Source organism: Cardiobacterium sp. (genome assembly GCF_057314735.1).
In genome coordinates this window covers 32,559-57,932 of record NZ_DBHKZK010000018.1, presented here as the reverse complement: position 1 = coordinate 57,932, position 25,374 = coordinate 32,559, and the positions used below count along the sequence as shown (strand labels likewise).

The following is a 25,374-nucleotide window of genomic DNA, read 5'->3' as shown; positions in this document are numbered from 1 at the left end:
GCCATCATGAGCCTCAAACACACCCTCGCCGCCCTCTGCCTCGCTGCCGGACTGCTGCACAGCGCCGCCGCGCAGACCGTGCTGCGCTACAGCGACCACGAACCCTACGGCAATATGCGCACCCGCTTCATCAACAACGTCTTCTTCAAACACGTTGAGGCGGAAAGCGGCGGACGCATCAAAATCGAGCCGCACTGGGGCGGTACTATCGCCAGGGCGCACGACGAGCTGCAAGCCCTCGCCGACGGCAAAACCGACCTCATCGTCGCCGTGCCCGAATACAGCGCCGAACAACTGCCGCTGAACCAGCTCTTCAAAGGCTTCATGATTGGCCCCGCTGGCGAGCAACAAGTACAAACCCTGCGCCGCATCTACGCCGACATCCCCGAACTCGCCGCCGAATACCAAAAAAACGGCGCGATGCCGCTCATCATCGCCACCGGCTACCCCGTCGCCTTCTTCAGCGTCAAACCCCTGCAAACCCTCGACGACATCAAGGGACAAACCTAGCGCACCGCCAGCTTCTGGCACCGCGCCTTCCTCAAAAACGCGGGCGCCATCCCGACCAACAGCCGCTGGGGCGAAGAAACCTACGCCAAACTGAAGAACGGCGAAATGCACGGACTGATGGTCAACATCGACAGCGCCATCGACATCAAAGCCTACGAGTACGCGCCCTACGCGCTGGTCTCGCGCGACTTCTAGCTGGGGCACATCTACCCCGTGGTTATCAACAACGAAAAATGGGCGGCGCTCGGCGACGACGACAAGGCCGCCTTTGCCCGCGCCGCCGACAAATCCTGTGCCGAACTGGGCAAAATGATGGACGACCACTACGCGCAAATCCTCAAGACCGCGCAAGAAAAAGGCGTCACCCTGCGCGAACTCACCCCGGCAGAAGTCGCCGCCTGGGGCGAGGCGAGTGATTACCGCGCCGAACTCGACCGCTGGGCGCAGGAGCAGCAACAAAACGGCACGGTTGGCGCGACGGCCGTGTTGGCAAAACTGAAAGCCCGGCTGCTGCCGCCGCAATAACCGCGTCAAGAAAACCCGCCGGATGGCGGGTTTTTAGCAGCTGTTTACCATTTCCCTGCAAAGCGGGGAGGAAGTCTCCCGGCGCCAGGCAATAAAAAAACCGCCCCGAAGGGCGGAGGTTAGGCGCGCGAATGCGGTAGCGCATGGGCGCGAATCAGAGCTCGGCAGCGCGCAGTTGCGCGTAGAGCGCTTCGTGTTCTTTGATGGTGGCGTTGTCAATGCGACGGCGGACGGAGTTGTAGCCGACGATTTTGCCGTCTTCGATGATGGGGTCAATCACCGCGCGTACCCAATAGTAGCCGCCGTCCTTGCGCAGGTTTTTCACGCAGCCCGTCCACTGTTTGCCCGCTTGCAGCGTGCTCCACAGGTCTTCAAAGGCGGACGCCGGCATATGCGGGTGGCGCAGGATGTAGTGCGGCTGGCCGATGAGGTCTTCTTTGTCCCAGCCACTGGCTTCGATGAAGGGCAGGTTGACGCTGGTGATGAAGCCCTTGGTGTCGGTGCGCGAGAAAATCATCATGGTGTTGGTGAGGTAAAACTGCGCGTCGGTCACATATACGCGGCGTTTGTGGCCGTCGTAGTAGGTGAGGTCATAGGCTTCGGACTGGCCGGACGGTTTTTCCATATCGGGTATGGGATTCATGGTTTTCCTTTGTTCTGGAAGGGGTTTCTTGGTTATTCCCGTCACGAAAGAACGCGACGATTGTCTTTATTGAAGCACGTTCTGTGCCATGTCGGGCGAGGGGTTATTGCTGGTAAAACTCCAGCGGCAGGCCGTCCGGGTCTTTGATGAAAAATAGCTGCTTGCCGGTGTATTCGTCGATGCGGATGGCTTCGCAGGCGACGCCCCGCGCTTGCAGTTCGGCACGTTTGCCGGGGATGTCGGCGACGGCAAAGGCGAGGTGGCGCAGGCCGCAGGCTTCGGGCGCGCCACTCGTGCTGCCCGGTCGTGGCGGCGGGTTGGGGAAGGAAAAGAGTTCAAGGACGTACTGGCCGTTCAGACCAAGGTCAAGTTTCCACGAATCGCGCGCGGCGCGGTAATGCTCGGCCAGTATTTCCAGGCCGAGGATTTCGGTGTAGAAGCGCTTGCTGCGCGCGTAATCGGAGACGATGAGGGCGGTGTGGTGGATGTGCATTTAGAGCCTGTTCAATATTCTGGTGCGTGGCGGGTGGGTGCGGGTTGGGATGGGATGCAAGGCGCAAAACGCAGGCAATGTGGGCTACCTTGCCAAGTTTTGCAACGCCGCAGCCCGCCCAACCCCGCATACATTACGCCCGTAACGGGATATTGAACAGGCTCTTACGGCTCCAGATGGTAGCCGTAGCCCCGGCGGGTACGGATGGGGTCGGCGTCGGGCGCGATGGCGCGCAGTTTTTGCCGCAGGGTTTTGATGTGGCTATCGACGGTGCGGTTGTCGATGTGGTCGGGGTGATCCCACAGGGTGTTCAGCAGTTGGTCGCGGTCAAAGGTCTGGCCGGGATGGGCGAGCAGATGACGCAGCAGGCGGTATTCGTAGCGGGTGAGGTCAAGGATGACGCCGTGATAGCTGATGGTTTGCGCGCTGTCGTTATGCTGCCAGACGCTGACCGTCTCCGCCTCGCCGCTGCGGCGGCAGACCGCCTTGATGCGCGAGATGAGTTCGCGGTTGCTGAAGGGCTTGCCGCAGTAGTCGTCCGCGCCGAGTTCAAGGCCGACGATGCGGTCGATTTCTTCGTTGCGCGCGCTCAAAAAGATGAGCGGCGTTTGCCATTGCTGGCGGATGCGGCGGCAGAGTTCAAAGCCGTCGGTGTCGGGCAGGCCGACGTCGAGCACGATGCAGTCAAAGCGCTGCGCCTGCAGGGCGGCGAGCGCGGCGATGCCGGTGTCGTGCCACACCACCTGCCATTGTTCACGCGCGAGCGCGTAGCTGAGCGGGTCGGCAATGGCGGGGTCGTCTTCGATGAGGAGGATGTGTTTCATGCGGTCATTATAAGTAATGTGGCGTTAAGCTGGCGTTCACCCGCGCGTGCTATGGTTGCCCGCGTCTGAATATCCAGGCGCACACTAAAGAGGTGAATCATGAAGAAATCATTGTTATTGACCCTGATGGCGCTTGCGCTACCCGCGCTGGCAGATGGCAACGCCGTTGATCGCGCGCAACCGCAGCCGCCATCCAAAGTGACGACCACCAGCACCATCACCACCGAGCGCACCGTCGGCGGGCAAACCAGCACCGAAACCGCGCAACCGGTGGCGAACGTGCAGGAATGGCAGGACAACAGCAAACGCGGCGGCTACGCGCACAGCAGCAAGGCTGGCGGCAAGGTCAAAAGCAGCCAACTGCGCGACAGCTTCGCCGCCCTGCAAAACGCCGACTCGCCCGAAGCGATGGCCGCGCCGTTGCGCCGCTTTAACGCCGCCGGGGAACGCGCCCTGTCGCGCAAGGGGCTGAAAGCACAACGCGCCGAGTTCCGCGAAGCCATCGCCGCGCTGCGTGAAGCGGTGGATGCGGGCGACCTCGCCAGCGCCAAGGCGCAACTGGACACCATCGCGCAAATCCCTGCCATTGCCAACCGCCTGCAATAAGGGGTCGCCATGAAAAAAACGCTGCTATTCAGCCTGATCGCGCTCGGCGCATCCGCGCTGGCGGCGAACGACAACGCGGTAGATATGGCGCAACCGCAGCCGCCTGCCATCGTGAAAACCACCACGACCGTCACCACCGAGCGCACCGTGGGCAACCAGACCACAACAGAGACCGCGCAACCGGTGACGCAGGTGGAAGCCGCGCCCGCCAGCGACAAACTGCCGCCGCCGCAGCGCTTTGACAACGCCGACGCGGCGCAAACCCGCCAGTATCTGCGCGACAATTTCCACGCGCTGCAAAAAGCGGACACGCTGGAAGCGATGGCAGAGCCGCTGCGCCTGTTTTCCGCCTACGCCGACCAGGCGCAACTGCTGGGTATCGGCGATGTGGACAACGCGCAGCAGCAGGCCTACGTTGATGAGCTGGCGCAGCTCCGCCAGGGCATCGTCGAACTGCAAAACAAGGCCGAACTCGGCGATCTTGCGGGCGCGAAAGCGCAACTGGACGCCATCGCGCAAACACCCGCCGGGCAAAAATGGCTGCGCTGAGCGCACGCCGTCATGAAAAACCCCGCTGCGGCGGGGTTTTTTGTGTCGTTCAGGGGATGTTTGCAATTCAGCCCCCTTACCCGACGAACCTGTATAGAGCGGACACATGGGTAACAGGTGTGCGAGGACATAGGTATAGCCATCCACCGAAAGTCTCAGACAAGGCGCGTTGTCGAAGACAGTACGCGGTTGTACGGCGAGACAACGCAGTATGAGGCTTTCGGCGGATGGCTATAGATAACACTTTTACCATCCCAACGACGGAGAACCCTATGCCCTGGAGAACCCTTACCGTGAACCGACAACGTCAAGAATTCCTTGCCCTCGCCCAAAATCCCTCTCGCAACCTCAGCGAGCTCTGCCGCCGCTTTGGCATCAGCCGCAAATACGCCCTGGCAGCGTTTTGAACACCCCTGGCCCAATGCCCTGTGGCAAATGGAGTTCAAGGGACGCTTTAAGTCGCCGGGCAACGCCCGCCACCGGCAGCCAGTACGCAACAGCCACAGAAGGCTTATACGCCGCGATTTCGCTTTTTTTGGTGTGCGCTTGCCAGTAGCGGGCGGAGGTTTTCAAACTGTTTGCGGCTGATGTTGCTGGGGTATACTTGCCTCAATTCTGCAAAATTCTCATGTTTTATGGGAATTTCCGTACCATCCCCTTCCCGACAACCCCGGACACAAAACCATGAACATGACCACCTGGTGGCTGGCGCTCGCGCTGATGCTCCTCTGCGAAGGCGCGCTGATTGGCATCGCCCCCGCCGTCTGGCGGCGCACCATGCGCCAACTGGGCGAACTGCCGGACAACGCCCTGCGCCGCATCGGCCTCGGCATGGCCGCCACCGCCCTCCTCATCGTCGCCGTGCTGCTATGGCTGGCGCGCTAAAGCCCTTGAACCCGTTAGCTTCAGCAAGAAGCCCCACCCTCCTGTAGCAGTGGGCGGCGGCATACATTTCAGAACAGCGCCCGATTTTTATTAAATAAAGTGGCACAATAGCCGCCAAATCCACCCCATTCCTCACTACTTAACCAAGGAAACACCCATGAGTACAAACCTGGTCGTCATTGGCGCCCAATGGGGCGACGAAGGCAAAGGCAAAATCGTTGACCTCCTCACCGAAAAAGCAGGCGCGGTCGTGCGCTACCAGGGCGGGCACAACGCCGGCCACACCCTCGTCATTGACGGCAAAAAAACCGTGCTGCACCTCATCCCCGCCGGCATCCTGCACGCAGGCGTCGAAAGCTACATCGGCAACGGCGTCGTCCTCTGCCTGCGCGCCCTCTTTGAAGAAATCGCCGCGCTTGAAGCCGCAGGCGCGCCCGTGATGGAACGGCTGCACATCTCGCCCGCCTGCGCCCTCATCCTGCCGAGCCACAGCGCACTAGACCAGGCGCGCGAAGCCGCACGCGGCGCCAACAAAATCGGCACCACCGGGCGCGGCATCGGCCCCGCCTACGAAGACAAAATCGCGCGACGCGGCCTGCGCCTTGCCGACCTGATGCAGCCGGACACCTTCCGCGAACGCCTGCGCGAACTGATGGACTTCCACAACTTCCAGCTCGAACACTACTACCACGCCGCCCCGGTGGATTACGACGCCGTCGCCGCCGAATGGCTCGCCTACGCCGACCGCGTCCGCCCGCTCATCACCGACGTGACGCTGGCTGCCTACCGCCACCGCGAAGCAGGCGAACACATCATCTTTGAAGGCGCGCAAGGGGCGATGCTCGACATCGACCACGGCACCTACCCGTTCGTCACCTCCTCCAGCACCGCCGCTGGCGGGGCAGCAACCGGCAGCGGCGTCGGCCCACGCCACCTCGACTACATCCTCGGCATCGCCAAAGCCTACACCACCCGCGTCGGCGGCGGCCCCTTCCCCACTGAACTGACCGACGCCACCGGCAAACACCTCGCCGAAACCGGGCACGAATACGGCGCCACCACCGGCCGCGCCCGCCGCTGCGGCTGGATAGACCTGCCCGCGCTGCGCCGCGCCATCTACAACTCCAGCATCAGCGGCCTGTGCCTGACCAAACTGGACGTGCTCGACGCACTCGCGGAAATCAAAGTCTGCACCGCCTACCAGATGGACGGCGAACGGCTCGACATCGCCCCGGTCGGCGCGGACGAACTGGCGCGCTGCCAACCGGTGTATGAAACCCTGCCCGGCTGGCAAAGCAGCACCGTGGGCATCACCAACTACGACCAACTGCCAGAAAAGGCACGCGCCTACATCGCCTGGCTTGAACACGCGCTCGGCGTCCCGGTTGCCATCGTCTCCACCGGCCCCGACCGCGTCCACACCATCCAGCGGGAAACGCTGCTTGCCTGAGTGCTCCCCGCTCCCCGGTGGGGCGAGGGTACCCATGAAAAGGCCATGAAAAGGCGTCGGTCTTTCCATGGGTGCCGGGGGATGGGGCTGGCGGCGCACAGTTATTCTGCTGCCCCACATTTACATACACCTGGGCGCTCAAGGTGTATGTAAACCGTATGGGGTACTTGTCGCAGCCGTGGATGATTCATCGCCCCAAAATCGCATAAAACCAACCAACAGGCGCTTTCAACAAAAATCCCCCCGTTCGCCACCCCGGAGCCTCGCCATGACCAGCCGCTACATCCCCATCTACCTCTTTGCCGCCTTCATCATCATCCTTCTGGTCGTCCTGACCTTTGTCGCCAAAGACGAAAACCAAAAAATCTACCGCCCCGGCACCCTCGAAAAATACCTGCTACAAAAAGCGGCGCGCATCCACCAGCATATCCGCCAAACCCTGCGCAGTTTCGCCCAGCGCCCTGCCTTGCCCGCGCACATCCCGGAAACCCGCGCCGAGGACGGCACCCTCACCTTCCACGGTGCACTCAGCCACAACGGCATCCTCGACAGCGACTGGTTCCGCCGCCAAAGCGGCGGCACGCTGCCCGCCCATATCATCATTGACGGCGACCTCACCCTGCACGGCGCGCTCAATCTTGACGGCGGCATCCGCCTCACCATTAGCGGCAACGCCCGCATTGACAGCCTGACCCTGGACGACGCCACCCTCGACATCCACGGCGACCTTGACGCTGCCCTCGCCGTCTGCGCCACCAGCCCCGCCGCCGTCCTCCGCGTCGGCGGCGCGCTGCGCAGCCCGTACCTCCTCGCCTGCGGCGACGAAATGCCGCGCCACAACGCCCACCCCGACCACATCTACATTGATGATGGCGCCGTCGGTTATATGCCCGCCAGCGCGGACGGCAATGACGCCTTCCCGCTGGACGACAGCATCGGGCGCGGCGCGCATGGCTGGTACACCTTCCATAACGCCCAACGGATGCTGCGCCCTGAAACCCGCGACGCGGACAATCATTTCTCCCCGGCACGCACCTTCGCGCTGATTCAAAGCGGCGAAAATCCCTTTATCCGCCCGCCGTCATCCCCGGCCTGATTGAGCAGCCTCAGCAAGACAAAACGCCGTTTACATACACGAAAGCGGGAATCGTGTATGTAAACGGCGTTTTGCCGCAGCCCGCAGTGGGCAACAGATTATTGCAATTTCCAGTCGAATTTCAGCATGACATTGCGCGGTTCGCCATAGAGATTGTTAATGCCCATGGTGCGGACGCGGTGATTTTCATAATAGCGTTTGTCTGCCAGGTTGCTGCCTGTCAGGCTCACACTCAAATCTTTGCTCACATCATATTTCACGCCCAAATCCCACAAGGCGTAACCGCCCTGGCCAACATTCCACAAACTATTCGTTGCACTTTGCGCACGCACGCCGCCGCTGATGGTCCATTTGTGGTCATGGAATGGCAGGTTATAGCTGCTGTAGAGGCGCGCCATGTGTTTCGGTGTGTGTTTACTGAAATTCGTTCCGGCGGGGTAACGTTCGCCTTCGTTTTTTTGGTATTTGCTGGTGTTGTAGGTGTATCCGGCAAAGAGTTTCCAGTCGGGAGTGAGACTACCGGAGATTTCGGCATCAATACCCTGACTGCGGATTTTTCCCTGGGCGAGATATGCCCATTCACCCGCGCTATTGCGCGTTTCCAGATCAAAGGGACGATTTTTTTGTTCGATGCGGAAGATCGAGAGCGCGCTGTTTAATTCGCCATTGCCGAACCAGTCTGCTTTCCAGCCGATTTCGTAATTCGTGCCGGTTATCGGTTTCAGCAAATGGTTATTCATATCGTGCACGGTTTGCGGCTTGTCGATAGTGGTATAGCTGGCATAGAGGCTATGTTTCGGCGTGAGGTCGTAGGTAATGCCGAAATAGGGGACGAGCATATTTTTGCTGTATTTGCTGTCTTTACCCGTTTTGCGATTTTCCGAGTCGTAATGCCAGTTGGTGAAGCGTGCGGCGGCGAGAATGTGTAATTGTTCGGTTGGGTTAATTCTCGCCCCGGCGGAAAACGCATGGGTGGTAATTACCCGACCGGTGTCGGTGTAATCTTTGTTATTGTTTGTCCAATCGGGTTTGGTGAGTGTTTTCCAGTCGAAGGTGTAGATGTTGTAGGGATGGGCAGTGTGGTCTTTCCAAACGTTATGTGAATCAGATTTTTCGCGACTGGAATGGTGGGTAAAGAACAGGTCGTGTTGCTGACCAAAGGCATTGAATTTACCGCTAAGGGTATTTTGCCAGGCGATGTTGTCGCCACGATTTTTATAACGCTGGATGTTTTCGCTGGCACCCGCCAGTTCACCATTTTTTTTCAACGCCGGTAAATTTGCCACTGGTATTGCTGATGAAGGCAAATTGTTCATCGGATTCAGCGTGAACGTAATTCAGTTTGCTGTTGAAATCCCAATTATCGTTGATGGCGTAATCGAGTTCGGCAAAAACATTCGCCTTTTTGTATTTTTTGCGGTTCCAGTCGGCGCCAAGATAACTCTTGGCGGGCAAGTTGAGATTGAAGCCGCGACCCATCGGTACGCCGTAGAAATCCGGCGTTTCCTGCGTGCTTTGGTACATTCCGCCGAGGCTGAAGGTGGCGCTGTCGCCAAGGTCGGTTTCCAGTACGCCGTAGAGGGTGCCGTCGTTACCCGCGTGTTTTTTCTGCCAGTTTTTGTTGCGGCTGGCAACGCCGACGACGCGACCGCGCAGGGTCTGCGCCTGGTTGAGACTGCCGGAGAGATCGCCAGTGCCATACACCTTGCCGAAGCGGTCGGCCTGCAGACTGGCGCTGGCCTGCGTCGCTGCGGTCGGTTTTTTGCGCACCGCGTTGATGGTGCCGCCCGGCTCACCGTTGGACTAGGTGAGTCCGGTCGCGCCGCGCACGACTTCAATGTGGTCGTAAATGGCGAGATCGCTCATGCTCTGCGGATCGTTGTAAGGGTTGCCCGCAGCACCCGGCACGGTGCTGGCGATGCCGTCTTCTTCGATTTTGTCCACGTAGAAGCCGCGCGACTGGTAGCGCCAGCGTCCGGAATCGGGGATGACGTTGATACCGGTGGTGGTTTTCAGCGCGTCGTGCATGGTGGTAATACCGCGCTCGTCAAGCTGCGTTTTGGTGACGACGCTGACGGATTGCGGTGTTTCCTGCGGCGCGAGGGCAAGGCCGGTGGTGGTGCGCATCGCCGCAGTGGTGTAGCTGCGCGTGTCTTCGGTGCGGGTATCGTCGCCGCTGCTTTTGACGTTAATGGCTTGCAGGTCTTCACTTTCGCCGTTTTGTGCCAGGGCAGGAATGGCGAGCAGCACAGCAGCCGCCAAAGGTGCGTGTTTCATGGTTTATCTCTGATATTTCTTGAATTATCTGACGTTAAGCGGGATGCGCTTGGCGACGGTGCGGCCTTCCGGCGGTGGCGCGTAGCTGCCGACGCTGCGTACCGATTCGAGGATGAGGTCGTCAATGCGCTGTACGCCGGAGCTTTGTTCGATGCGGATGTTGGTGAACTGGCCGCTGGCCTGGATGTCAAAGGCAACCACTGCGGTGCCGCGTTCGCGGATGCGCCCTTTGCGTTTTTGTACGGTGCTGGCGATGCGCCCTTGCAGTCCGGCGTTGTAACTGGCCGCGCTTTGTTTGTTGCCGCTTTGTGCACCGTTCGCGGAGCCACCATTGGCTTTGTTGCCATTATTGGCGACGGCATTCGGTGTTTGTCCGTAAAGGTTGTTGCTGGGCGGTGCGATATTCACCGGGCGCGGTGCGGGCGGGATGTTTTGCGGACGTTCGCGGATTTGTGGCGCGGGTTCTGGCGGTGTTTCTGCACGCGGTTTGGGTTTTTCTTTTGGCTTGGGCGGCTCTTTGGGTTTTTCTTTCGGTTTTTCTTTTGGAGGTTTGGGTTTTTCTTTGGGCTTTTTGGGTTCTTCTTTTTTCGGCGGCGGCGGTGGTTCTTTTTTGATTTCGACCGGCGCGGCTTTTTCTTCTACAACGGGTTCAGGTTCCGGCTCCGGTTCGGGTTCCGGCTCCGGTTCGGGTTCTGGCTGCGGTTCTGGCTGCGGTTCTGGTGGCGGTGGAGGCGGTTCGGCAGCGGGGGGCGGGGCAGGCGCGTGTTCTTCTTCGGTAAGGTATTGCAGCGATTCCCAGCCTAATACGTTTTCGACTGCAACGGGGGCGGCGCGTCCGCTTTGGTAGAGATACCAACCGCCGCCAAAGAGTGCGGTGTGTACGGCGAGCGAGAGGCAAAAGGCCGCCGCGCTTCTCGCCCGGCTGTATCCGGCCATGTTATTTCTCCTCTGGTACGGCGAGTACAGCGACGCGGAATTTTTTGTTTTTCAGCATTTCTTGGATTTCTATGAAATGTTGGAAGGGGGTTTTGGCGTCAATTTTTAAGGTTACCCGCTGGTTTTCCGGCCAGCTTTCGATGATTTTTTCTAGCTCATTGACGCCGATTTTTTCGTCCACAATTTCGCCGTCTTTCAGGTAATAGATGCCGTCTTTATCGATGGTGATGAGTTTTAGGGTGTCTTCGGAATGCAGGGCGGCGGGTGATTTTGAGGTCGGCAGATTGACGTCTATTTTGCCCTGGGCGATAAAGGTCGCGGTCATTAGAACGATGGCGAGCAATACCAGCATGATGTCGATGAAGGGAATAACGTTGATTTGGTCAAATTTTTTCATCGCGCATTCCCGATTTGGTAAGACAGCCATTTCTCGCGGCGGATATCAACTTTGCGCGAGAGCATGTTGTAAAACATGATGGAGGGTATGGCGACGAGGATGCCGAGCGCGGTCGCTTTTAAGGCGAGTGCGAGGCCGACCATAATTTGTGCCGCGTCAATATTGCCGCCGTGTTGTCCCATATCGTAGAAGGTAATCAAAATCCCGGTGACGGTTCCCAGCAGTCCCACATACGGCGCATTGGAGCCGATGGTGTAAATGGGCGTCAGATTGCGTTCCAGCGCGATATTGAGTTCATGGATATTGGGATAATCGCGCACGTCCATGCGGGCGAAGAATATATAGCGTTCTACCACTTTCCACAGCATGATCAGGCTCATTAAACCCAGAATGCCGAGGATGATGTAATCGACGTGCGCTTTCAGAAATTCCATGATGGAGTCCTCTAATGTTAATGAAAGGCGCCACTATACGCGGGCGCTATGGGGCTGTAAACAAGAGGGATTCTTATCTTCTATGGCGGCCTCACAAAGCCCTGTACGGTGTTGCGCCGCTTCGCCGTACAAATGCGTACTGCCTTCAGCGGCGCGCCTTGTCCAGCGCTTCGTGAATGCCGCTATAGTTTTGTAGTCGCATTGCACTTTTCCCGCGCGGTGGTAATGTGCGCGCCTTACTTTTCCAGGAGAACCCCATGCAATACCGCAAACTTGGCACGACCGGCATCGACGTCAGCGTCATCTGTCTCGGTACGATGACCTTCGGCGAGCAGAACAGTGAAGACGAGGCGCACGCGCAGCTCGATTACGCCCTCGCACACGGCGTGAACTTCATCGACACCGCCGAAATGTACCCGGTACCGCCGCAGCGCGACACCTACAGCCGCACCGAACAATACATCGGCAGTTGGCTGCAAAAACGCGGCAAACGCGACGACATCGTCCTCGCCAGCAAAATCGCCGGCCCCTCGCGCGACAGCGACGAACAGGACTACATCCGCGGCGGTTCGCGCTTCACCCGCGCACAAATCCACGCCGCCTGCGATGCCTCGCTTGCCCGCCTGCACACCGACTACCTCGACCTCTACCAACTGCACTGGCCGGAGCGGCGCGTCAATTACTTCGGTCGCCTTGGCTTGAGCGCGCTCAACGACCCGCCCGACATGACCCCGCTTGAAGAAACCATCGCCGCCCTCGACGAACTCGTCCAAGCGGGCAAAATCCGCGCCTATGGCCTGTCCAACGAAACTCCGTGGGGCGTGATGGCGCACCTGCGCGAAAGCGCGCACAGCCAGCGCAGCCGCGCCGTTTCCATCCAAAACCCCTACAACCTGCTCAACCGCAGCTACGAAGTCGGCCTCGCCGAAGTGTCATTACGCGAAAACATCGGCCTGCTCGCCTACTCGCCGCTCGCCTTCGGCCTGCTCAGCGGCAAATACCGCACAAAACCGTGGCAACCCGAGTGGCGCATCGCCCGCTTTGAGCGCTTCACCCGCTACACCAAGCCGCAAGCATTCGCTGCGGTGGAGCGCTACGCCGCAGTCGCCGAACAGGCCGGACTCAGCCTCACCCAAATGGCGCTGGCGTTTGTGAACAGCCGCCCGTTCGTCACGTCCAACATCATCGGCGCGACCACGCTCGACCAGCTCGCCGAAAACATCGCCAGCATCGACATCACCTTGAGCGACGACACCCTCGCCGCCATTGACACCATCCACGCCGACATCAGCAACCCATGCCCATGACCCCCCGCGAAATCAGCATCGACCTGCCCCACATCCGCCTCGCCGGCCAGCGCTGGGGCGACGGCGAACACATCGTCCTCGCCCTGCACGGCTGGCTCGACAACGCCGCCAGCTTCGCCCCGCTCGCGCCGCACCTCATAGATGACAACACCTCGCTCATCGCCCTCGAATTTGCCGGACACGGCCGCAGCGCGCACCGCCCGCTCGGCGCGGGCTACCACTTCACCGACCATATGCGCGACGCCATGTACGCCGCCGAAACGCTGGGCATCGAAAAAATCGACTTCGTCTGCCACTCGCTCGGCGCGGCGGTCGCCAGTATGCTCGCGGGCACCTTCCACGACCGCATCGCGCGCCTCGTCTGCATCGAATGCTACGGCACGCCGTACGTCTCCGACCACAACGACCTGCCGGAGCGGATGCGCGAGCGGCTGCTGACGATGGACTACATGAACCCGCGCAGCACCCGCCACTACGACGACCTCGCGCCGCTCATCGCCGCGCGCATCAAGGCAGGCGCGATGCACCCCGCAAGCGCCGAACGCCTCGTACGCCGCAACCTCATCAAAGAAGCACAGGGCTACCGCTTCATCAGCGACAAACGCCTCACCGTGTGGCAACCGATGATGCTCTCCGAAGAACAAGTACAAGAATTCATCCCGCGCATCACCGCGCCCGTCCTGATGATCGAAGGCAACCAGGGCTTCACCGCGCACTGGCATTACCTGCCCGAACGCTACCGCCTGACGCAGGACATCCGCGTTGCCAAACTCGACGGCGGCCACCACCTGCACATGGACCATCCCGAAGCCGTCGCCGCCGCCATCAAACAATTCTGGCAGGAAAAGCCGCTGCCATAATGGATTACATAACTATGCGAAACAAAAAAGGATTCAGCTATAACGACAAATTCCACTGCGATGTGCTGCTATTTCGCGGCATCGCCGTTGGCGTTAACAAAAGCCGCACCGTCCATACCGAAATAAGCGGGGGCGGCGGCAGTATTCGTACCGGTATAGATGGAAAAGTGTACGGCGGTACCAGCGGAATACGTTCTACCACGCAAACCCATATCTACGACAAATTCTTCCTGCGCAACCAAACGAGCGGCAAAGAAGAAGACTTTTCATTGACAGACTGGGACATTCCGCTACGCGACGGACACGATGCCGCAGTTGCCTGGGTTGTTCCCCATGGCAATAACCAGGGGCCATACATCGCCTTGCACAACTACACCCTGCAAAAAACCACCTGGCGCGCCGACCTGCTGCCGCAAATGTTTCAAATTAAAAAACCGATTTATCTGTGGGTATTAAATGTCATTGTCTGTATAGCTTGTTTTATTATGGCCAATAACATGACGAAATGGATTTCCGATGGTTGGCTATTCTCTTTATTTATGATTGCAGTAGCTTTTTGTAGCGCCTTTTACCTCAATGACAAACTCTACCAACTTATGTGTGGCGCGCGCGACGCCGAAATCGAAGCCGCGCGTAAAGCACTCTCCGACCGCGTCGTACAAATGATGAACGAAGCCAAACCCTGACCTTCCCTCCAATATACATACACATGAGCGCTCAACGTGTATGTAAAACCCAAAAAGGAACCCCATGAAAACCCCGCTCCTCCTCGCCCTCCTTCTGGCCGTCCCGCTCGCCCATGCCGATGACGACACCGCCCAATGCGACCGCGCCGCCGACCCGCTGCACCCCGGCAACCCGTCCGGCGTGCGTGGCGTCGAACAACCGCCACGCTTTGACGACGACAACACCGCCTGGGACACACTGCGCCTTGCCTGCGAAAACAGCTACGCCGCCCACCCGGACACCCCGCGCTACGCCTACCAGCTCGCCCGCCTCTACCAGGCACGCGACTACAACGTCTCCGCCGAAAAATACCTGAAAACCGCCGCCGAACAGGGCGACCCGCTCGCACAAAACGCCTACGGCAACACCCTGAACGAACAAGGCTATGACGGCACAGACTGGCTGGAAAAAGCCGCCGCACAAGGGTTCGTCCCGGCGATGGAAGCCCTCGGCGACCACTACCACGACGAAGAAAACAGCGACCCCGACCAGGCACGCGACTGGTACCAAAAAGCCGCCGAAGCCGGCAGCGCCCGCGCCGCCTGGAAACTGGGCGACCTCCTGCAAGCCGAACAACCCGAACAGGCGCGCGACTGGTACCAAAAAGCCGCCGCGGGCGGTGAACTGCACGCCGCGCTGCGCCTCGGCGACCATTACCGCGACAGCGACCCCGCCAAAGCGCGCACCTATTACCAAGCCGCCACCGCCCTCGGCGAAGCCGAAGCCCACTACAAACTCGCCGAACTGCTGCGACAAAGCGAGCCCAAAACCGCGCGCGAACACTACCGCAAAGCCGCACTCACCAACTACGACAGCAGCAAAAGCGACGCCAAAGCGGCCACCGCCCTCGGCGACATCTACCGCCACGGCGAAAACGTGCCGCAAAACCTGACTGAAGCCTACAGCTGGTACAGCATGGCGGGCAGCATCCCGGCAAACATGGCGCTGGCGGCAATGTTCGAGAACGGCGAAGGCGTTGCGGCCGACCGCGAACGCGCGCGCCTGCTCTATCAGCGCGTTAGCGAAAACTACGACTATCAAATCGAACCCAACCCGCAGGACACCCCCGCCGTCGCCCTGGCCTACCAAAAACACGCTGACCTCGCCGACGCCGACACCCCGGCAGAAGAACGCAAGGCGGACTACCGCCAGTCGCTGCGCCTCGGCAACGACGCCGCCATCGAAAAAATGCGCGCCCTCGGCGAAACGCCGTACGACATCAACCAAATCCTCAACGAACGGCGACAACTGCGCGGCGAATAAAGCGCGCATGAAACCCGCCATTCTTGACATCCCGCACGCCGGACAAACCTGGCGCATCCACTGCCGACCGCCGCGGCGCAACAACCGCCGCCTGCGTCTGACCGTAGAAGCCGACGGCAACATCTACCTCTCGCACCCGCCGCGCAGCAAGACAGAAGACATCCTGCGCTTCATCCACGAACACCTCGACTGGCTGGCCGCGCGCGCCCGCTCGCTGGAAACACAGGCGGCGCGTCCCTCGCCCTACGCCGACGGCAGCACGCACTGGCTCCTGGGCGTGCCGCTGCGCCTCGTGCTGCGCGACACCGCCGCGCGCGACATCCACCGCGCAGGCGACAGCCTGATTGCCGTCCGCAGCGACGCGGCGACACTTGCCGCCGCCTTCCGCCGCTTCCACCAGACACAAAGCGCCGCCCATTTGCCCGGCATGGTCGCGTTTGAAGCGGCGCGCTGCCCGTGGGTACGCGCACTGCCGCCGCTGCGGTACCGCGCGATGCGCCGCAGTTGGGGCAACTGCCGCCGCGACGGCATCCTCACCCTGAATACCCGCCTCATCCAGTATCCGCCCGCGCTAATCGCGCACGTCATCATTCACGAACTCTGCCATTTACAGGAACACAACCACAGCCCCGCCTTCTACGCGCTGATGCAGGCGGTGCAGCCGGACTGGCGGGCGCGCAAGACAGCGCTGGAACACTTCCGCCGGGAGCACGGCACGCTGATGTGAGCACCGGCATCTGCCCACTGCCCGCACCCGCCGGGATGAGCCAATCGGCGTACAATGCCCGCACCACTTATTACTACGGAGACACACCATGAAAACCGCATACACCGGCGCCCGCATCTATCACCGCGACGTGCTGCTCGAAGGCCACGCCCTGCTCGTGGAAAACGACAAAACCCTCGCCGTTGCCGCCACGGGCGACATCCCGGCAGACGCCACCGTGCATCACCTCGGCGGTGGCATCCTTACCCCCGGCTTCATCGAAACCCAGGCAAACGGCGGCGGTGGCTACCTCGTCAATGACCGCTTCGACGCCGACGGCCTCGCCCACATCCTCGCCGCGCACCGCCAGTTTGGCACCGTCGCCATGCTGCCGACCTTCATCACCGACGCCAAAGACAACTACCACCGCGCCATTGCATCCATCGCCGACGCCACGCGCCGCGTGCCGGGCATCCTCGGCGGCCACTTTGAAGGGCCTTTCCTCAGCCCGGAAAAAAAAGGCACGCACAACCCCGCTTACCTGCGCGTGCCAGACGAAAGCGACTTCGCCTGTTTTGAAAAACACGCGGACGCGCTGCAACACAGCATCGTCTCGCTTGCGCCGGAGCGCGTCCCCGCAGGCACCGTCCGCCGCCTGCGCGCGCTCGGCCTGCGCGTCAATGCCGCGCACACCATGGCCAGCAAAGCCGATATGCAACGCGCCTGGACAGAAGGCCTCGGCGGCGTCACCCACCTCTACAACGCGATGCCGCCGCTCGCCGGGCGCGACCCCGCCGTTATCGGCAGTGCCGCCGAACTGCGCCTCTACTGCGGCATCATCGCCGACGGCGTCCACAGCGACCCGTATTCGCTCGCCGCCGCCTGCAAACTCATCGGCAAAGACCGCCTTATCCTCGTCACCGACTCGATGCACACCATCGGCACGGATATCCGCGAATTTACCCTGCCGGGCGGGGTGCGCGTCTTCGTCGAAAAAGACCGCCTGGTCAACGAACACGGCTCGCTTGCCGGCGCGCACGTCACCCTGCTGCAATGCGTGCAAAACGCCATCCGCTACATGCACCTCGCGGTAGAAGACGCGCTCGGCATGGTCATCACCAACCCCGCGCGCTACCTTGACCGCCCTGATCTGGCGCGCATCACCCGTCGCGATGTGAACGACGTGCTGTGGCTGAGCGATGCAATGCAGTTGCAGGCATTACCGACCACATAACATCACCCCGCTTCACCACAACCAAGAGAGGTCCTTATGAAAACCACGACACCACTGACGATTGCCTTGCTCTCCCTCAGTGCTCTCGCCGCCTGTGGCGGTGGTGGAGGCCGCGAAAACTTTATCGCACCGCCACCGCCGGAAACCCCTGCTATGCCGGATGCCTCGGACAGCTCGACCGCCACCCCGGCGCCGACGACGGAAGATCCGCGTAGCTATTGGACCAAAGAGCGGATGCAAAATGCCCAACCCGCGCCAATGCCGGGAATGCCATAAATACTGGCGTCGCCAAGCGGCGTGATTACCGGATTTGCCGCTGATGCGATAGCTTCAACCCCTCACTTATAAAGCGAGGGGTTTTTTATGGTGTCTAACTTCATTCACGACAAAACTTGCCAAGCGAGGCGTATAGGAAAAAATGGAGGCTATTAGCCTTCTTTGACGGAGAAATAATCCTTTATAAACATTATCTTATTCACCTTTCTCATCCCGTGATGACACCCCACTGCGCTTTAAGTCGGCAAATTTTCCGTCCAGCAGATTGGTGGTGTTGTGGATGCCCAAACCGGGATGCGCCTCAAAGGTAAACAGGTAGTCCAGATTCCGTTTCAGGCTCAAATACGCACTCCTCAGCTGCTTGTGCGTGTAGTGCGACCTGCCGCTTTCCTCATTGACCGTCCGTTCGTTGAGAAAGCCCTGATGTTGCTCAAACCACGCTTGCAGGGCGCTTTGGAAGGCCACCTTGCCGCTGGCCTTTCAGCGTTAGCGCCAGCTGCCACAACGCCTTGCCAGCTGCCGTTTTCGGGTTGCGTGTCAGATAGCGGCTGACGGTTTTGACCTGATGAAACTGGCACAGTTGCGCGGGAATCTCCGGGAACAGCTGCAACAATCCTTTCCGTCCGTCGCAAACAATGCTCTGTATTGCAATGCCTTTTTCCCGCAAATCGTTCAGCGCTTCGGCATAGAGGGCGTTGGTTTCGTGTTTGACTTCACGGACGGAAAGGACTTGCCCGCTGATGCTGTCCATCAGCACCATCACACCGAAACTGCGCCCGAAGTAAGTGGTGTCCATGATGATGTTGGCTTTGGCAGGCTGCGGGAAGGTTTCCCGGATGCGCGCCCTGCGCAGATGGCGGTAGATGGTCTTGCAGCTACAACCGTGTTGCGCGGCGAGCTGGGCGGCAGTCTGCTTGCCCGCGCTGTAGGCTGTCCAAAGTTCATCGCTTTGGTGACGCCTGCTACCGTCAAATTGCCTGCCACAGTTGCAGCATTTATAGCGTTGTTGGCTGTTGCGCCGCCCGTTCTTTTTGACCTTCTTCGAGCCACAGAAAAAGCATTTTTTGTGTTCAAAGGTTTTGACCCCGCTTAAAGCCTTGCAGCATAAGGCTTACAGCGTTTTTGAGCCTCCATTTTGTCCTATACGCCCCCATTTCTTCTGGCAACCGTACTGCGACCGCAACGAAGGCCTGCTGCCGCAGGGCGGCGGCGAGCGCGTGCAGATGGACCTTTCCGCGCTGAAAAAAGCGCCTGTGTTCTACATGGTGCTGCCGTTCCTGCCGATTGCCGGGATGCTCGTCTTCGACGGCAAAATCGAAATCGGCGGGCGCGTCATGCCGGAAATGTCGCTCGGCGCAGTGGTCATCCTCACGCTCATCATCAGCCTCATCATCGAATACTGCCGCAACCCGCGCGCCAAAGACCTCTACGAAGGGCTGGAAGTCGCCTACCAGGAAATGGGCGCGGCGTTCGCGGGCGTAGTCATCCTCCTCATCGCCGCCGGAGTTTTCGCCGAAGGACTGAGCAACATCGGCTTCGTCGATGAAATGATTGCGCTGGTGGAAAAAAGCGGTGCAGCCGGGGTGACGATGATGTTCGCGCTGGTTGGCGTGACGCTGTTGGTGGTGGTCGCTTCCGGTTCCGGCAACGCCGCCTTTTACGCCTTTGTCGAAATCGCGCCGAAAATGGCGACCAAACTGGGCATCAACCCCGCCTACCTCATCCTGCCGATGCAACAGGCGTCCAACGTTGGCCGTACCCTGTCGCCGGTATCCGGCGTCATCGTCGCCGTCAGTGGCGCGGGCGACCTCTCGCCGATGCTGCTGGTCAAGCGCACCGCCATCCCGACTATCGCCGCGCTCGCCGTCATCGTGCTCTACACGCTGATATTCGTGCCGCTGCATTTGCCTGCGGTTGCGCCATAAACCTAACAGCTCCAGGCGTTACACACCATAAAAAAACCGCCCCGAAGGGCGGTTTTTTTTGCAGGCGGGGAATGCTTACAGCACGCCCATGCCGACCAGCGCTTTCCACCAGGCGAAGCCGATGGTGACGTGGATCAGCAGGTTGCCGAAGGCAAAGACCGCGCCGACTATCCACCACGATTTGATGTCGTTGTAGCCTGCGCCGTAGATGACGGGCGCCGGGCCGGAGCCGTAGTGGGTGAGCGCGCCGCCGTAGCAGTTGGAGAAGAGCAGACCGAGCGCGAGCAGGGTCGGGTCGGCACCGGCGGCAAGGCCGACAGCGGCAAACACCGGCACCATCGCCGCGATGTAGGCACCGCCGGAGGCGAAGAGGTAGCGCACCGCAACACTCATGAAGAGGATGATGATGGTGGCGATGGTGCTGCTGATGCCACCAAAGTTGAGGTTGGCCTGCATGGTGGCGGAGAGCCAGTCAAAGAAGTGGGCTTTTTCCAGCACGCCGGAGAGACCGAGCAGGCCACCGTACCAAACGAGGGTGTTCCAGGCGCCCTTGTTTTTCAGCATATCGTCCCAGACAAGCACACCGCAGATAACGAGCAGGGTCATGATGCTGATGGCGGTGGTGGAGGCTTCCTTGATGCCGATTTTTTCACCGAGCGCCCAGGAGAGGACAGCGAGGATGAAGAGGCCGAGCAGGGTTTTTTCGCGCACGGTCATCGGGCCGAGTTCTTCCAGGCCTTTCTTCGCAATCGCCTTGTTGTCCAGCTTCTTCAGCTCCGGCGGGCAGATGAAATAAACCACCAGCGGGGTGAGGAAGAGGCAGATGAGACCGGGAACGGAGGCGGCGTAGAACCATTGCGGCCAGCTCAGCAGGAAGGGATGGCTTGAGCCATAAACCTTGCCGATGAGTTCCATCGCCAACATATTCGGCGCCATCGCGGTGATGAAGAAATAGCCGGTGGTTTTGACAACCATGTAGGTGTTGAGCAGCAGGTAGCGTCCGGCCTTGCGCGGGCTGGTGTCCGGCTCCGAGCCGAGCGAGACGGCGACCGAGTTCATGATGGGGAAGATGATGCCGCCGGCGCGTGCCGTGACCGACGGCATTGCCGGGGAGATGAGCAGGTCAAGGCAGGCATTGACGTAGCCGAGGCGCAGGGTGGTGCTGCCGAGCCCGCCGATGAGCAGGTAGGCGATGCGTTTGCCGAGGCCGGTCGCAACGAAGGCGGTACTCATCGCAAAGGCGGCGAAGACCAGCCAGGTAGTGCTGGATTTATAGCCGTTGAGAACGTCTTTTTCTTTCAGCACGACGTCAACCGCTTTTTGCGCTTCGCTGTCAAACCATTGTTCGCCCGGCGCAACGCCGATGGCGATGGAGGCGAGGGAGACGCCCGCGAGCAGGATGATGGGTAGCGGGAAAACTTTGAGGATGATGGCAATGATGGTGGCGATGTAGATGCCTGCCAGATGCCAGCCGATGTTGGTCAGGCCTTCCGGCGCGGGAAAGATATACGTCGCCGCGATAATCGCGATCAGGATGAGGTAGTGGATGGCTTTTTTGGTACTCATAGAGGGGTTCCAAGGTTGGGGGTGAAGTGTTGGCCGCACCAGGCGGTGAGGGCGAGCAGGTCGGCGCTGCCGCCCGCGCTCAGGCGACGGCTGGCGCAGTCGCGGGCATAGGCGGCGATGGCTTCGCTCAACTGCGCCTCGTCGGCAAGGCGCGCGCGGTCTGCGAGCAGGGTGCGCGCCCAGTGTTGGTGCGCGCGCAGGCCGTCAAGGCCGACGCGGGCAAGGGTGTTGCTGTCGTCATTGACCGCATAGAGGGTAACGAGCGCCAGCAACAAGGCGCGGCGGCTGTTGCCGTCTGCTGTCAGCGCTTGCCGGTAAGCAGGCAAGGCATGGCTGCTGACGGTGGCATAGCCACTTGCCGCTTCGCCGCGCGCGCCGCCGATGCCGTGCCGTGCGTAGCCGCGTTTGCCGGCGCTGTCGTCGCCCGGCTGGTGCAGCTCGGCAAGCAGCCCGGCGCAGATGGCACGCACGTCGGCTTGCACATCGGCGAGCGTTGCCCTGCCCGCTTCGGCAAGGCGTTTGCCCAGCGCAGCCGCGACCACGCCAAAGGCAAAGATGGCGCCTTTGTGGGTATTGACGCCGCCGGTTGCCGCGCGCATCGCCGCTTCTGCCGCGATGCCGATGGGGCGGATGGCAGCGAGCATGGCGGGGCTGGCAGGGTGTCCGGCGAAGATCATGCCGCAGGCGGCACAGTCGCCGAGGAAGGGCGCGATGGCATCAGCGCTTGTGAGGAACAGGGCAAGGTTCATGTCGCCGTGGCCGCCGTTGTGCGCGGCATCGACCAGCCCGGCTTTCGGCGTCAGCGTCGCTTCCGTTATCAGCGCCTGGCGCATCGTCGCCGCTATCGCTTGTGTCTGTTGGTGCAGGCGGTAGCGGTGGGCGATGTCCGCTTGCAGCTCGTCGATGCTGTGGCGACGGGCGCGGGCGCAGGTTTTGGCGTCGTCGTCGCAGATGAGACAGCGGCGCGGCGGCAAGCCGAGCTCGCGGCGCGAGACGGGGTTGCCGTCGCGGTCGATGATGTCGATGTCCCACAGGCGCGCGAGTGGCGCGCGGTTTTCCAGCGCAATGACCCGCTTTTTCCAGTCGCGTGCGTCGCCGTCGAGCAGGTAAAGCGCGTGATGCCCGCCGTCGTCCACCGCTTCCAGCCGCGCGCGGGCATCGCTGATGTGTGGGCGTAGCGCATTGAGCGCGGCGGTGAAAATGGCGTCCAAAAGCGGGCTGCGTTTGACCGCACCGGGCGCGACCAGGGTAAGCGAGAGCAGCACACCGCCTTGTTGCAACATCGCCTGTTGCCGCGCCACACGGGCATCGCGCGCGGCGAGGACGGCGTCCAGCGCGACCGCCTTGCCTTCAGCGGCAGGCAGGACGGTGGCAACGGGGCGGTAGTGCAGGGTGTGGGGCATGGGGTTGGCTTATGTGCTGGTTGAATGGCTATTTAATGGCGGGTGCTGTATTCAGTAACCCCACCCCAGCCCTCCCCCACAGGGGGAGGGGGTTGCTCCGTTGTTTTTTGAACCCTTGTTTCCTTCGCGGATATTGCGATGCATGAACCCATGCGTGAAATTCCGCCGATCTGCCCCCTCCCCCCGTGGGGGAGGGTTGGGGTGGGGTTCATCGCGGCTAAACCGGTGTTATTGCGCATTCTGTTCTTCCAGTTTGTGCAGGATGGCGGTAAGTACCGCTTCTGTCTGTTGCAAGACTTCGTTGTTCCAAAACCGCAATACGGTAAAGCCACGCTGTTGCAAGTAGCGGGTGCGCTGCGCGTCGCAAGCAGTCTGTTCAGCGTGTTGTCCGCCGTCAATTTCGATTGCCAGCTTCGCTTCGATACAGACAAAATCAAGGATGTATGTACCCAACGGCTGCTGGCGGCGGAATTTGTACCCGGCCAACCTCTTGCCGCGCAGATGCCGCCAGAGGCGCTGTTCGGCAAGGGTCATGTTTTGCCGTAATTGTCGTCCGTTGGCGGTGATTTGCGGGTTGGCGTAGGTAAAGAGGCGGTTGGTCATGGTGTTTGGTTTGCTGACTATTTGACAACGAGGTATGCGGACGAACCCCACCCCCGTCCCCTCCCCCACGGGGGGAGGGGGGAAATCGCGGTGCGACCCACACTCATCCTTCCCCCCGCGAGAATAGGGAAATCGCGGTGCGCCCCACCCCGGTCTTCCATACAGGGGAATCGCGGTGCGAACCACCCCGTCCCGGGTAAAACGGTGGCATTTCACGCATGGGTTCACGCATCGCAATATCCGCGAAGAAAACGAATGTTCAAAAACAACGGAACAGCCCCCCTCCCCCGGTGGGGGAGGGGATGGGGGTGGGGTTCATTCGCGGCTAAACCGATGTTATTGCGCATGCTGTTCTTCCAGTTTGTGCAGGATGGCGGTGAGTACCGCTTCTGTCTTGGGAATCGCTGCTTCAATCCGCCACCTGATAGACGGTGTCGATGACGCTGCCGTCGCGGTAGCGCACGATGGCGACCGGTTTGTCGGTGAAGCGGATTTTTTCCGGTTTGCCGGTCAGCGCGATGGCGCGCTGGTAGAGGTCTTCTATGGTCGTCAGTTCAACTCCGGCGTCGCGCAGGCGCTGCGCCAGTTGCGGACGGCGCGGGTTGACGGCCACGCCGTGGTCGGTGATGAGCACGTCGATGTGTTCGCCCGGGGTGATACAGGTGATGACTTCATCTACCACGGTGGGGATGCGGCCACGTACCAGCGGGGCGACGATGATGGCAAGGCGCGCGTTGGCGGCGGTGTCGCAGTGCCCGCCGGAGGCGCCGCGCAGTACGCCGTCCGAGCCGGTGAGGACGTTGACGTTAAAGCCGGTGTCGATTTCCAGCGCGCTCAGGACGACGACGTCGAGTTGTTCGACCGATGCGCCTTTGGAGCCGTAGTTGGCGTACTGGTTGGCGCTGATTTCGATGTGGTTCGGGTTGCGCGCCAGGGATTTGGCGGCATCGGCGTCAAAGCTCTGTACGTCCAGCAGTTTTTTGATGAGCCCTTTTTCGTGCAACTGCACCATGGTGGCGGTGATGCCGCCGAGGCCGAAGCTGGCGGTGATGTTGTCGCGGCGCATTTTGTCTTCGAGGAAGCGGGTAACGGCGAGTGATGCGCCGCCGGTGCCAGTTTGCAGCGAGAAGCCGTCGTAGAAGTAGCCGGATTTGGCGATGACTTCGGCGCAGCGGCGGGCGATGAGCAACTCGCGCGGGTTGGTGGTCATGCGCGTTGCGTCCGCGCCGATTTTCGCCGGGTCGCCAACGGCATCCACCTGCACGATGTAATCGACTTCGTCCTGGGCGATGCTGTGCGGCGCGGTCGGGAAGGTTTCAATCGCTTCGGTGAGCAGCACGACTTTGTCGGCGTATTGCGCGTCGGTCATGGCGTAGCCGAGCGAGCCGCAGACGCTTTGTCCGTGCTGGCCGTTGGCGTTGCCGAAGGGGTCGCAGACCGGCACGCCGAGGAAGGCGACGTCAATTTTCAGCTCGCCGCTTTTGACGAGGTGGACGCGGCCGCCGTGCGAGTGGATTTGTACCGGCTCTTTGAGAATGCCGGCGGAGATGGCATCGGCCAGTTTGCCGCGCAGGCCGGAGGAGTAGAGTTTGCTGACCACGCCGTTTTTGATGTGCTCAACCAGCGGCGCGTGCACGCCGGTGAGCGAGCTGGAGGCGACGGTGAGGTTTTTGAAGCCCATGCGCGCCAGCACGTCCATCACCATGTTGACGGTGTAGTCGCCGCCGCGGAAGCCGTGGTGGAAGGAGACGGTCATGCCGTCCTTGAGGCCGCAGGCGCGTACCGCGTCTTCGATGCTGGCCAGCACTTTGCGCGGCGCGCGTTCGCCGAAGACGACTTTTTTCTCGCGCACGGCGAAGGGTTTGAGGTTGTTGGCTGCG

The 25,374-nt window shown here is 60.7% G+C and carries 29 protein-coding genes and 2 pseudogenes; 16 read left to right on the top strand and 15 right to left on the bottom strand.

The features are described 5' to 3' along the window. The first annotated feature begins 6 nt into the window (after positions 1 to 6). Together ACO54Z_RS02300 and ACO54Z_RS02295 are read left to right on the top strand one after the other, a co-directional pair. A complete protein-coding gene (locus ACO54Z_RS02300; RefSeq protein ID WP_485995561.1) occupies positions 7 to 510 on the top strand; it encodes a type 2 periplasmic-binding domain-containing protein in 504 nt (167 codons plus the stop codon). Between the two features lie 213 nt (positions 511 to 723). Beyond that, positions 724 to 1,035 (top strand): hypothetical protein, encoded by a 312-nt coding sequence (locus ACO54Z_RS02295; protein ID WP_485995560.1) that lies wholly within the window; start codon positions 724 to 726, stop codon positions 1,033 to 1,035. Between the two features lie 154 nt (positions 1,036 to 1,189). Here the strand turns inward: ACO54Z_RS02295 and ACO54Z_RS02290 are convergent, their stop codons facing one another. The 3 genes from ACO54Z_RS02290 to creB all read right to left on the bottom strand — a co-directional run bounded on the left by ACO54Z_RS02290 (position 1,190) and on the right by creB (position 2,995). Then, positions 1,190 to 1,678, bottom strand: a complete 489-nt coding sequence (locus ACO54Z_RS02290; RefSeq protein WP_298078995.1) for a PAS domain-containing protein — start codon at positions 1,676 to 1,678, stop codon at positions 1,190 to 1,192. Positions 1,679 to 1,781: 103 nt separating this feature from the next. Further along, entirely contained in the window at positions 1,782 to 2,171 is a 390-nt protein-coding gene (gene gloA2, locus ACO54Z_RS02285) for an SMU1112c/YaeR family gloxylase I-like metalloprotein (RefSeq protein WP_485995559.1), read from the bottom strand. Positions 2,172 to 2,335: 164 nt separating this feature from the next. Beyond that, positions 2,336 to 2,995 (bottom strand): two-component system response regulator CreB, encoded by a 660-nt coding sequence (gene creB, locus ACO54Z_RS02280; protein WP_485995558.1) that lies wholly within the window; start codon positions 2,993 to 2,995, stop codon positions 2,336 to 2,338. 99 nt (positions 2,996 to 3,094) lie between these two features. Between creB and ACO54Z_RS02275 the strand changes: the two genes are divergently transcribed. From ACO54Z_RS02275 to ACO54Z_RS02250, 6 genes are all read left to right on the top strand, one after another. After that, positions 3,095 to 3,601 carry a hypothetical protein gene (locus tag ACO54Z_RS02275; RefSeq protein ID WP_485995557.1) on the top strand — a complete coding sequence of 169 codons (507 nt, stop codon included), beginning with the start codon at positions 3,095 to 3,097 and terminating at the stop codon, positions 3,599 to 3,601. A 9-nt stretch (positions 3,602 to 3,610) separates the two neighbouring features. Then, positions 3,611 to 4,150 (top strand): hypothetical protein, encoded by a 540-nt coding sequence (locus tag ACO54Z_RS02270; RefSeq protein WP_485995556.1) that lies wholly within the window; start codon positions 3,611 to 3,613, stop codon positions 4,148 to 4,150. A 272-nt stretch (positions 4,151 to 4,422) separates the two neighbouring features. Further along, the gene (locus tag ACO54Z_RS02265; RefSeq protein ID WP_485995555.1) at positions 4,423 to 4,557 is read left to right on the top strand and encodes a hypothetical protein; all 135 of its coding nucleotides are present in this window, start codon (positions 4,423 to 4,425) and stop codon (positions 4,555 to 4,557) included. A 277-nt stretch (positions 4,558 to 4,834) separates the two neighbouring features. Next, entirely contained in the window at positions 4,835 to 5,035 is a 201-nt protein-coding gene (locus tag ACO54Z_RS02260) for a DUF2065 domain-containing protein (RefSeq protein ID WP_485995554.1), read from the top strand. 157 nt (positions 5,036 to 5,192) lie between these two features. Continuing rightward, the gene (locus ACO54Z_RS02255; RefSeq protein WP_485995553.1) at positions 5,193 to 6,485 is read left to right on the top strand and encodes an adenylosuccinate synthase; all 1,293 of its coding nucleotides are present in this window, start codon (positions 5,193 to 5,195) and stop codon (positions 6,483 to 6,485) included. A gap of 268 nt (positions 6,486 to 6,753) precedes the next feature. Continuing rightward, a complete protein-coding gene (locus tag ACO54Z_RS02250) occupies positions 6,754 to 7,581 on the top strand; it encodes a hypothetical protein (RefSeq protein WP_485995552.1) in 828 nt (275 codons plus the stop codon). A gap of 98 nt (positions 7,582 to 7,679) precedes the next feature. Here ACO54Z_RS02250 and ACO54Z_RS02245 read toward each other — a convergent pair whose 3' ends face one another. Genes ACO54Z_RS02245 through exbB form a run of 6 tightly spaced genes read right to left on the bottom strand, consistent with a single transcriptional unit; the run spans position 7,680 to position 11,625 of the window. Further along, the gene (locus ACO54Z_RS02245; protein ID WP_485995551.1) at positions 7,680 to 8,867 is read right to left on the bottom strand and encodes a TonB-dependent siderophore receptor; all 1,188 of its coding nucleotides are present in this window, start codon (positions 8,865 to 8,867) and stop codon (positions 7,680 to 7,682) included. Continuing rightward, on the bottom strand, positions 8,833 to 9,351 hold the full coding sequence (locus ACO54Z_RS02240; RefSeq protein ID WP_485995550.1) for a hypothetical protein: 519 nt from the start codon (positions 9,349 to 9,351) through the stop codon (positions 8,833 to 8,835). The genes ACO54Z_RS02245 and ACO54Z_RS02240 overlap by 35 nt, the downstream gene beginning before the upstream one ends. A 33-nt stretch (positions 9,352 to 9,384) precedes the next feature. Beyond that, complete coding sequence (locus tag ACO54Z_RS02235; protein ID WP_485995549.1) at positions 9,385 to 9,858, bottom strand: TonB-dependent receptor plug domain-containing protein; 474 nt, start codon at positions 9,856 to 9,858, stop codon at positions 9,385 to 9,387. A gap of 24 nt (positions 9,859 to 9,882) precedes the next feature. Continuing rightward, the gene (locus ACO54Z_RS02230; protein ID WP_485995548.1) at positions 9,883 to 10,794 is read right to left on the bottom strand and encodes an energy transducer TonB family protein; all 912 of its coding nucleotides are present in this window, start codon (positions 10,792 to 10,794) and stop codon (positions 9,883 to 9,885) included. A 1-nt stretch (position 10,795) separates the two neighbouring features. After that, a complete protein-coding gene (locus ACO54Z_RS02225; protein ID WP_314912211.1) occupies positions 10,796 to 11,191 on the bottom strand; it encodes a biopolymer transporter ExbD in 396 nt (131 codons plus the stop codon). Next, on the bottom strand, positions 11,188 to 11,625 hold the full coding sequence (gene exbB, locus ACO54Z_RS02220; RefSeq protein ID WP_004142048.1) for a TonB-system energizer ExbB: 438 nt from the start codon (positions 11,623 to 11,625) through the stop codon (positions 11,188 to 11,190). Before exbB ends, ACO54Z_RS02225 begins: the two co-directional genes overlap by 4 nt. Positions 11,626 to 11,882: 257 nt before the next feature. Between exbB and ACO54Z_RS02215 the strand changes: the two genes are divergently transcribed. From ACO54Z_RS02215 to ACO54Z_RS02185, 7 genes are all read left to right on the top strand, one after another. Beyond that, on the top strand, positions 11,883 to 12,932 hold the full coding sequence (locus ACO54Z_RS02215) for an NADP(H)-dependent aldo-keto reductase (RefSeq protein ID WP_485995547.1): 1,050 nt from the start codon (positions 11,883 to 11,885) through the stop codon (positions 12,930 to 12,932). After that, the gene (locus tag ACO54Z_RS02210) at positions 12,929 to 13,792 is read left to right on the top strand and encodes an alpha/beta fold hydrolase (RefSeq protein ID WP_485995546.1); all 864 of its coding nucleotides are present in this window, start codon (positions 12,929 to 12,931) and stop codon (positions 13,790 to 13,792) included. The genes ACO54Z_RS02215 and ACO54Z_RS02210 overlap by 4 nt, the downstream gene beginning before the upstream one ends. Positions 13,793 to 13,806: 14 nt before the next feature. Next, a complete protein-coding gene (locus ACO54Z_RS02205; protein ID WP_485995545.1) occupies positions 13,807 to 14,478 on the top strand; it encodes a hypothetical protein in 672 nt (223 codons plus the stop codon). A gap of 64 nt (positions 14,479 to 14,542) precedes the next feature. Next, the gene (locus ACO54Z_RS02200) at positions 14,543 to 15,781 is read left to right on the top strand and encodes a tetratricopeptide repeat protein (RefSeq protein ID WP_485995544.1); all 1,239 of its coding nucleotides are present in this window, start codon (positions 14,543 to 14,545) and stop codon (positions 15,779 to 15,781) included. Between the two features lie 7 nt (positions 15,782 to 15,788). Then, positions 15,789 to 16,508 carry a M48 family metallopeptidase gene (locus tag ACO54Z_RS02195; protein WP_485995543.1) on the top strand — a complete coding sequence of 240 codons (720 nt, stop codon included), beginning with the start codon at positions 15,789 to 15,791 and terminating at the stop codon, positions 16,506 to 16,508. 88 nt (positions 16,509 to 16,596) lie between these two features. Then, positions 16,597 to 17,721, top strand: coding sequence for an N-acetylglucosamine-6-phosphate deacetylase (gene nagA, locus ACO54Z_RS02190; protein WP_485995542.1), 1,125 nt, complete (start codon positions 16,597 to 16,599; stop codon positions 17,719 to 17,721). A gap of 36 nt (positions 17,722 to 17,757) precedes the next feature. Then, positions 17,758 to 17,997, top strand: coding sequence for a hypothetical protein (locus tag ACO54Z_RS02185; protein WP_281839907.1), 240 nt, complete (start codon positions 17,758 to 17,760; stop codon positions 17,995 to 17,997). A 195-nt stretch (positions 17,998 to 18,192) separates the two neighbouring features. On the opposite strand, the gene ACO54Z_RS02180 is transcribed toward ACO54Z_RS02185, so the two are convergent. Both ACO54Z_RS02180 and ACO54Z_RS02175 read right to left on the bottom strand, forming a co-directional pair. Continuing rightward, entirely contained in the window at positions 18,193 to 18,339 is a 147-nt protein-coding gene (locus ACO54Z_RS02180; protein ID WP_485995541.1) for a hypothetical protein, read from the bottom strand. Positions 18,340 to 18,427: 88 nt separating this feature from the next. Further along, a pseudogene (locus ACO54Z_RS02175) lies at positions 18,428 to 19,018 on the bottom strand (IS256 family transposase, variant Zn-binding type); the annotation flags it as partial. 58 nt (positions 19,019 to 19,076) lie between these two features. Here ACO54Z_RS02175 and dcuC point away from each other — a divergent pair. After that, positions 19,077 to 19,922 carry a C4-dicarboxylate transporter DcuC gene (dcuC, locus tag ACO54Z_RS02170; RefSeq protein ID WP_485995540.1) on the top strand — a complete coding sequence of 282 codons (846 nt, stop codon included), beginning with the start codon at positions 19,077 to 19,079 and terminating at the stop codon, positions 19,920 to 19,922. Positions 19,923 to 19,997: 75 nt separating this feature from the next. Here the strand turns inward: dcuC and ACO54Z_RS02165 are convergent, their stop codons facing one another. The 4 genes and pseudogenes from ACO54Z_RS02165 to citF form a co-directional block, all read right to left on the bottom strand. Then, positions 19,998 to 21,488, bottom strand: a complete 1,491-nt coding sequence (locus ACO54Z_RS02165) for an anion permease (protein WP_485995539.1) — start codon at positions 21,486 to 21,488, stop codon at positions 19,998 to 20,000. Next, positions 21,485 to 22,891 carry a citrate lyase holo-[acyl-carrier protein] synthase gene (citX, locus tag ACO54Z_RS02160; protein ID WP_485995538.1) on the bottom strand — a complete coding sequence of 469 codons (1,407 nt, stop codon included), beginning with the start codon at positions 22,889 to 22,891 and terminating at the stop codon, positions 21,485 to 21,487. The genes ACO54Z_RS02165 and citX overlap by 4 nt, the downstream gene beginning before the upstream one ends. Positions 22,892 to 23,119: 228 nt before the next feature. Next, positions 23,120 to 23,494, bottom strand: coding sequence for an endonuclease domain-containing protein (locus tag ACO54Z_RS02155; protein ID WP_485995537.1), 375 nt, complete (start codon positions 23,492 to 23,494; stop codon positions 23,120 to 23,122). Between the two features lie 409 nt (positions 23,495 to 23,903). After that, positions 23,904 to 25,313, bottom strand: a pseudogene (citF, locus tag ACO54Z_RS02150) (citrate lyase subunit alpha); the annotation flags it as partial. Positions 25,314 to 25,374: the final 61 nt, after the last annotated feature.

Coding starts and splice junctions, on each gene's coding strand:
- ACO54Z_RS02255 (WP_485995553.1), top strand. CDS start 5,193: ATGAGTACAAACCTGGTCGTCATTGGCGCCCAATGGGGCGACGAAGGC.
- ACO54Z_RS02210 (WP_485995546.1), top strand. CDS start 12,929: ATGACCCCCCGCGAAATCAGCATCGACCTGCCCCACATCCGCCTCGCC.
- ACO54Z_RS02205 (WP_485995545.1), top strand. CDS start 13,807: ATGCGAAACAAAAAAGGATTCAGCTATAACGACAAATTCCACTGCGAT.
- ACO54Z_RS02185 (WP_281839907.1), top strand. CDS start 17,758: ATGAAAACCACGACACCACTGACGATTGCCTTGCTCTCCCTCAGTGCT.
- ACO54Z_RS02230 (WP_485995548.1), bottom strand. CDS start 10,794: ATGGCCGGATACAGCCGGGCGAGAAGCGCGGCGGCCTTTTGCCTCTCG.
- ACO54Z_RS02275 (WP_485995557.1), top strand. CDS start 3,095: ATGAAGAAATCATTGTTATTGACCCTGATGGCGCTTGCGCTACCCGCG.
- ACO54Z_RS02200 (WP_485995544.1), top strand. CDS start 14,543: ATGAAAACCCCGCTCCTCCTCGCCCTCCTTCTGGCCGTCCCGCTCGCC.
- ACO54Z_RS02165 (WP_485995539.1), bottom strand. CDS start 21,488: ATGAGTACCAAAAAAGCCATCCACTACCTCATCCTGATCGCGATTATC.
- ACO54Z_RS02290 (WP_298078995.1), bottom strand. CDS start 1,678: ATGAATCCCATACCCGATATGGAAAAACCGTCCGGCCAGTCCGAAGCC.
- ACO54Z_RS02225 (WP_314912211.1), bottom strand. CDS start 11,191: ATGAAAAAATTTGACCAAATCAACGTTATTCCCTTCATCGACATCATG.
- ACO54Z_RS02260 (WP_485995554.1), top strand. CDS start 4,835: ATGAACATGACCACCTGGTGGCTGGCGCTCGCGCTGATGCTCCTCTGC.
- creB (WP_485995558.1), bottom strand. CDS start 2,995: ATGAAACACATCCTCCTCATCGAAGACGACCCCGCCATTGCCGACCCG.
- nagA (WP_485995542.1), top strand. CDS start 16,597: ATGAAAACCGCATACACCGGCGCCCGCATCTATCACCGCGACGTGCTG.
- exbB (WP_004142048.1), bottom strand. CDS start 11,625: ATGGAATTTCTGAAAGCGCACGTCGATTACATCATCCTCGGCATTCTG.
- ACO54Z_RS02300 (WP_485995561.1), top strand. CDS start 7: ATGAGCCTCAAACACACCCTCGCCGCCCTCTGCCTCGCTGCCGGACTG.
- ACO54Z_RS02215 (WP_485995547.1), top strand. CDS start 11,883: ATGCAATACCGCAAACTTGGCACGACCGGCATCGACGTCAGCGTCATC.
- ACO54Z_RS02250 (WP_485995552.1), top strand. CDS start 6,754: ATGACCAGCCGCTACATCCCCATCTACCTCTTTGCCGCCTTCATCATC.
- citX (WP_485995538.1), bottom strand. CDS start 22,891: ATGCCCCACACCCTGCACTACCGCCCCGTTGCCACCGTCCTGCCTGCC.
- ACO54Z_RS02155 (WP_485995537.1), bottom strand. CDS start 23,494: ATGACCAACCGCCTCTTTACCTACGCCAACCCGCAAATCACCGCCAAC.
- ACO54Z_RS02270 (WP_485995556.1), top strand. CDS start 3,611: ATGAAAAAAACGCTGCTATTCAGCCTGATCGCGCTCGGCGCATCCGCG.
- gloA2 (WP_485995559.1), bottom strand. CDS start 2,171: ATGCACATCCACCACACCGCCCTCATCGTCTCCGATTACGCGCGCAGC.
- ACO54Z_RS02265 (WP_485995555.1), top strand. CDS start 4,423: ATGCCCTGGAGAACCCTTACCGTGAACCGACAACGTCAAGAATTCCTT.
- ACO54Z_RS02235 (WP_485995549.1), bottom strand. CDS start 9,858: ATGAAACACGCACCTTTGGCGGCTGCTGTGCTGCTCGCCATTCCTGCC.
- ACO54Z_RS02195 (WP_485995543.1), top strand. CDS start 15,789: ATGAAACCCGCCATTCTTGACATCCCGCACGCCGGACAAACCTGGCGC.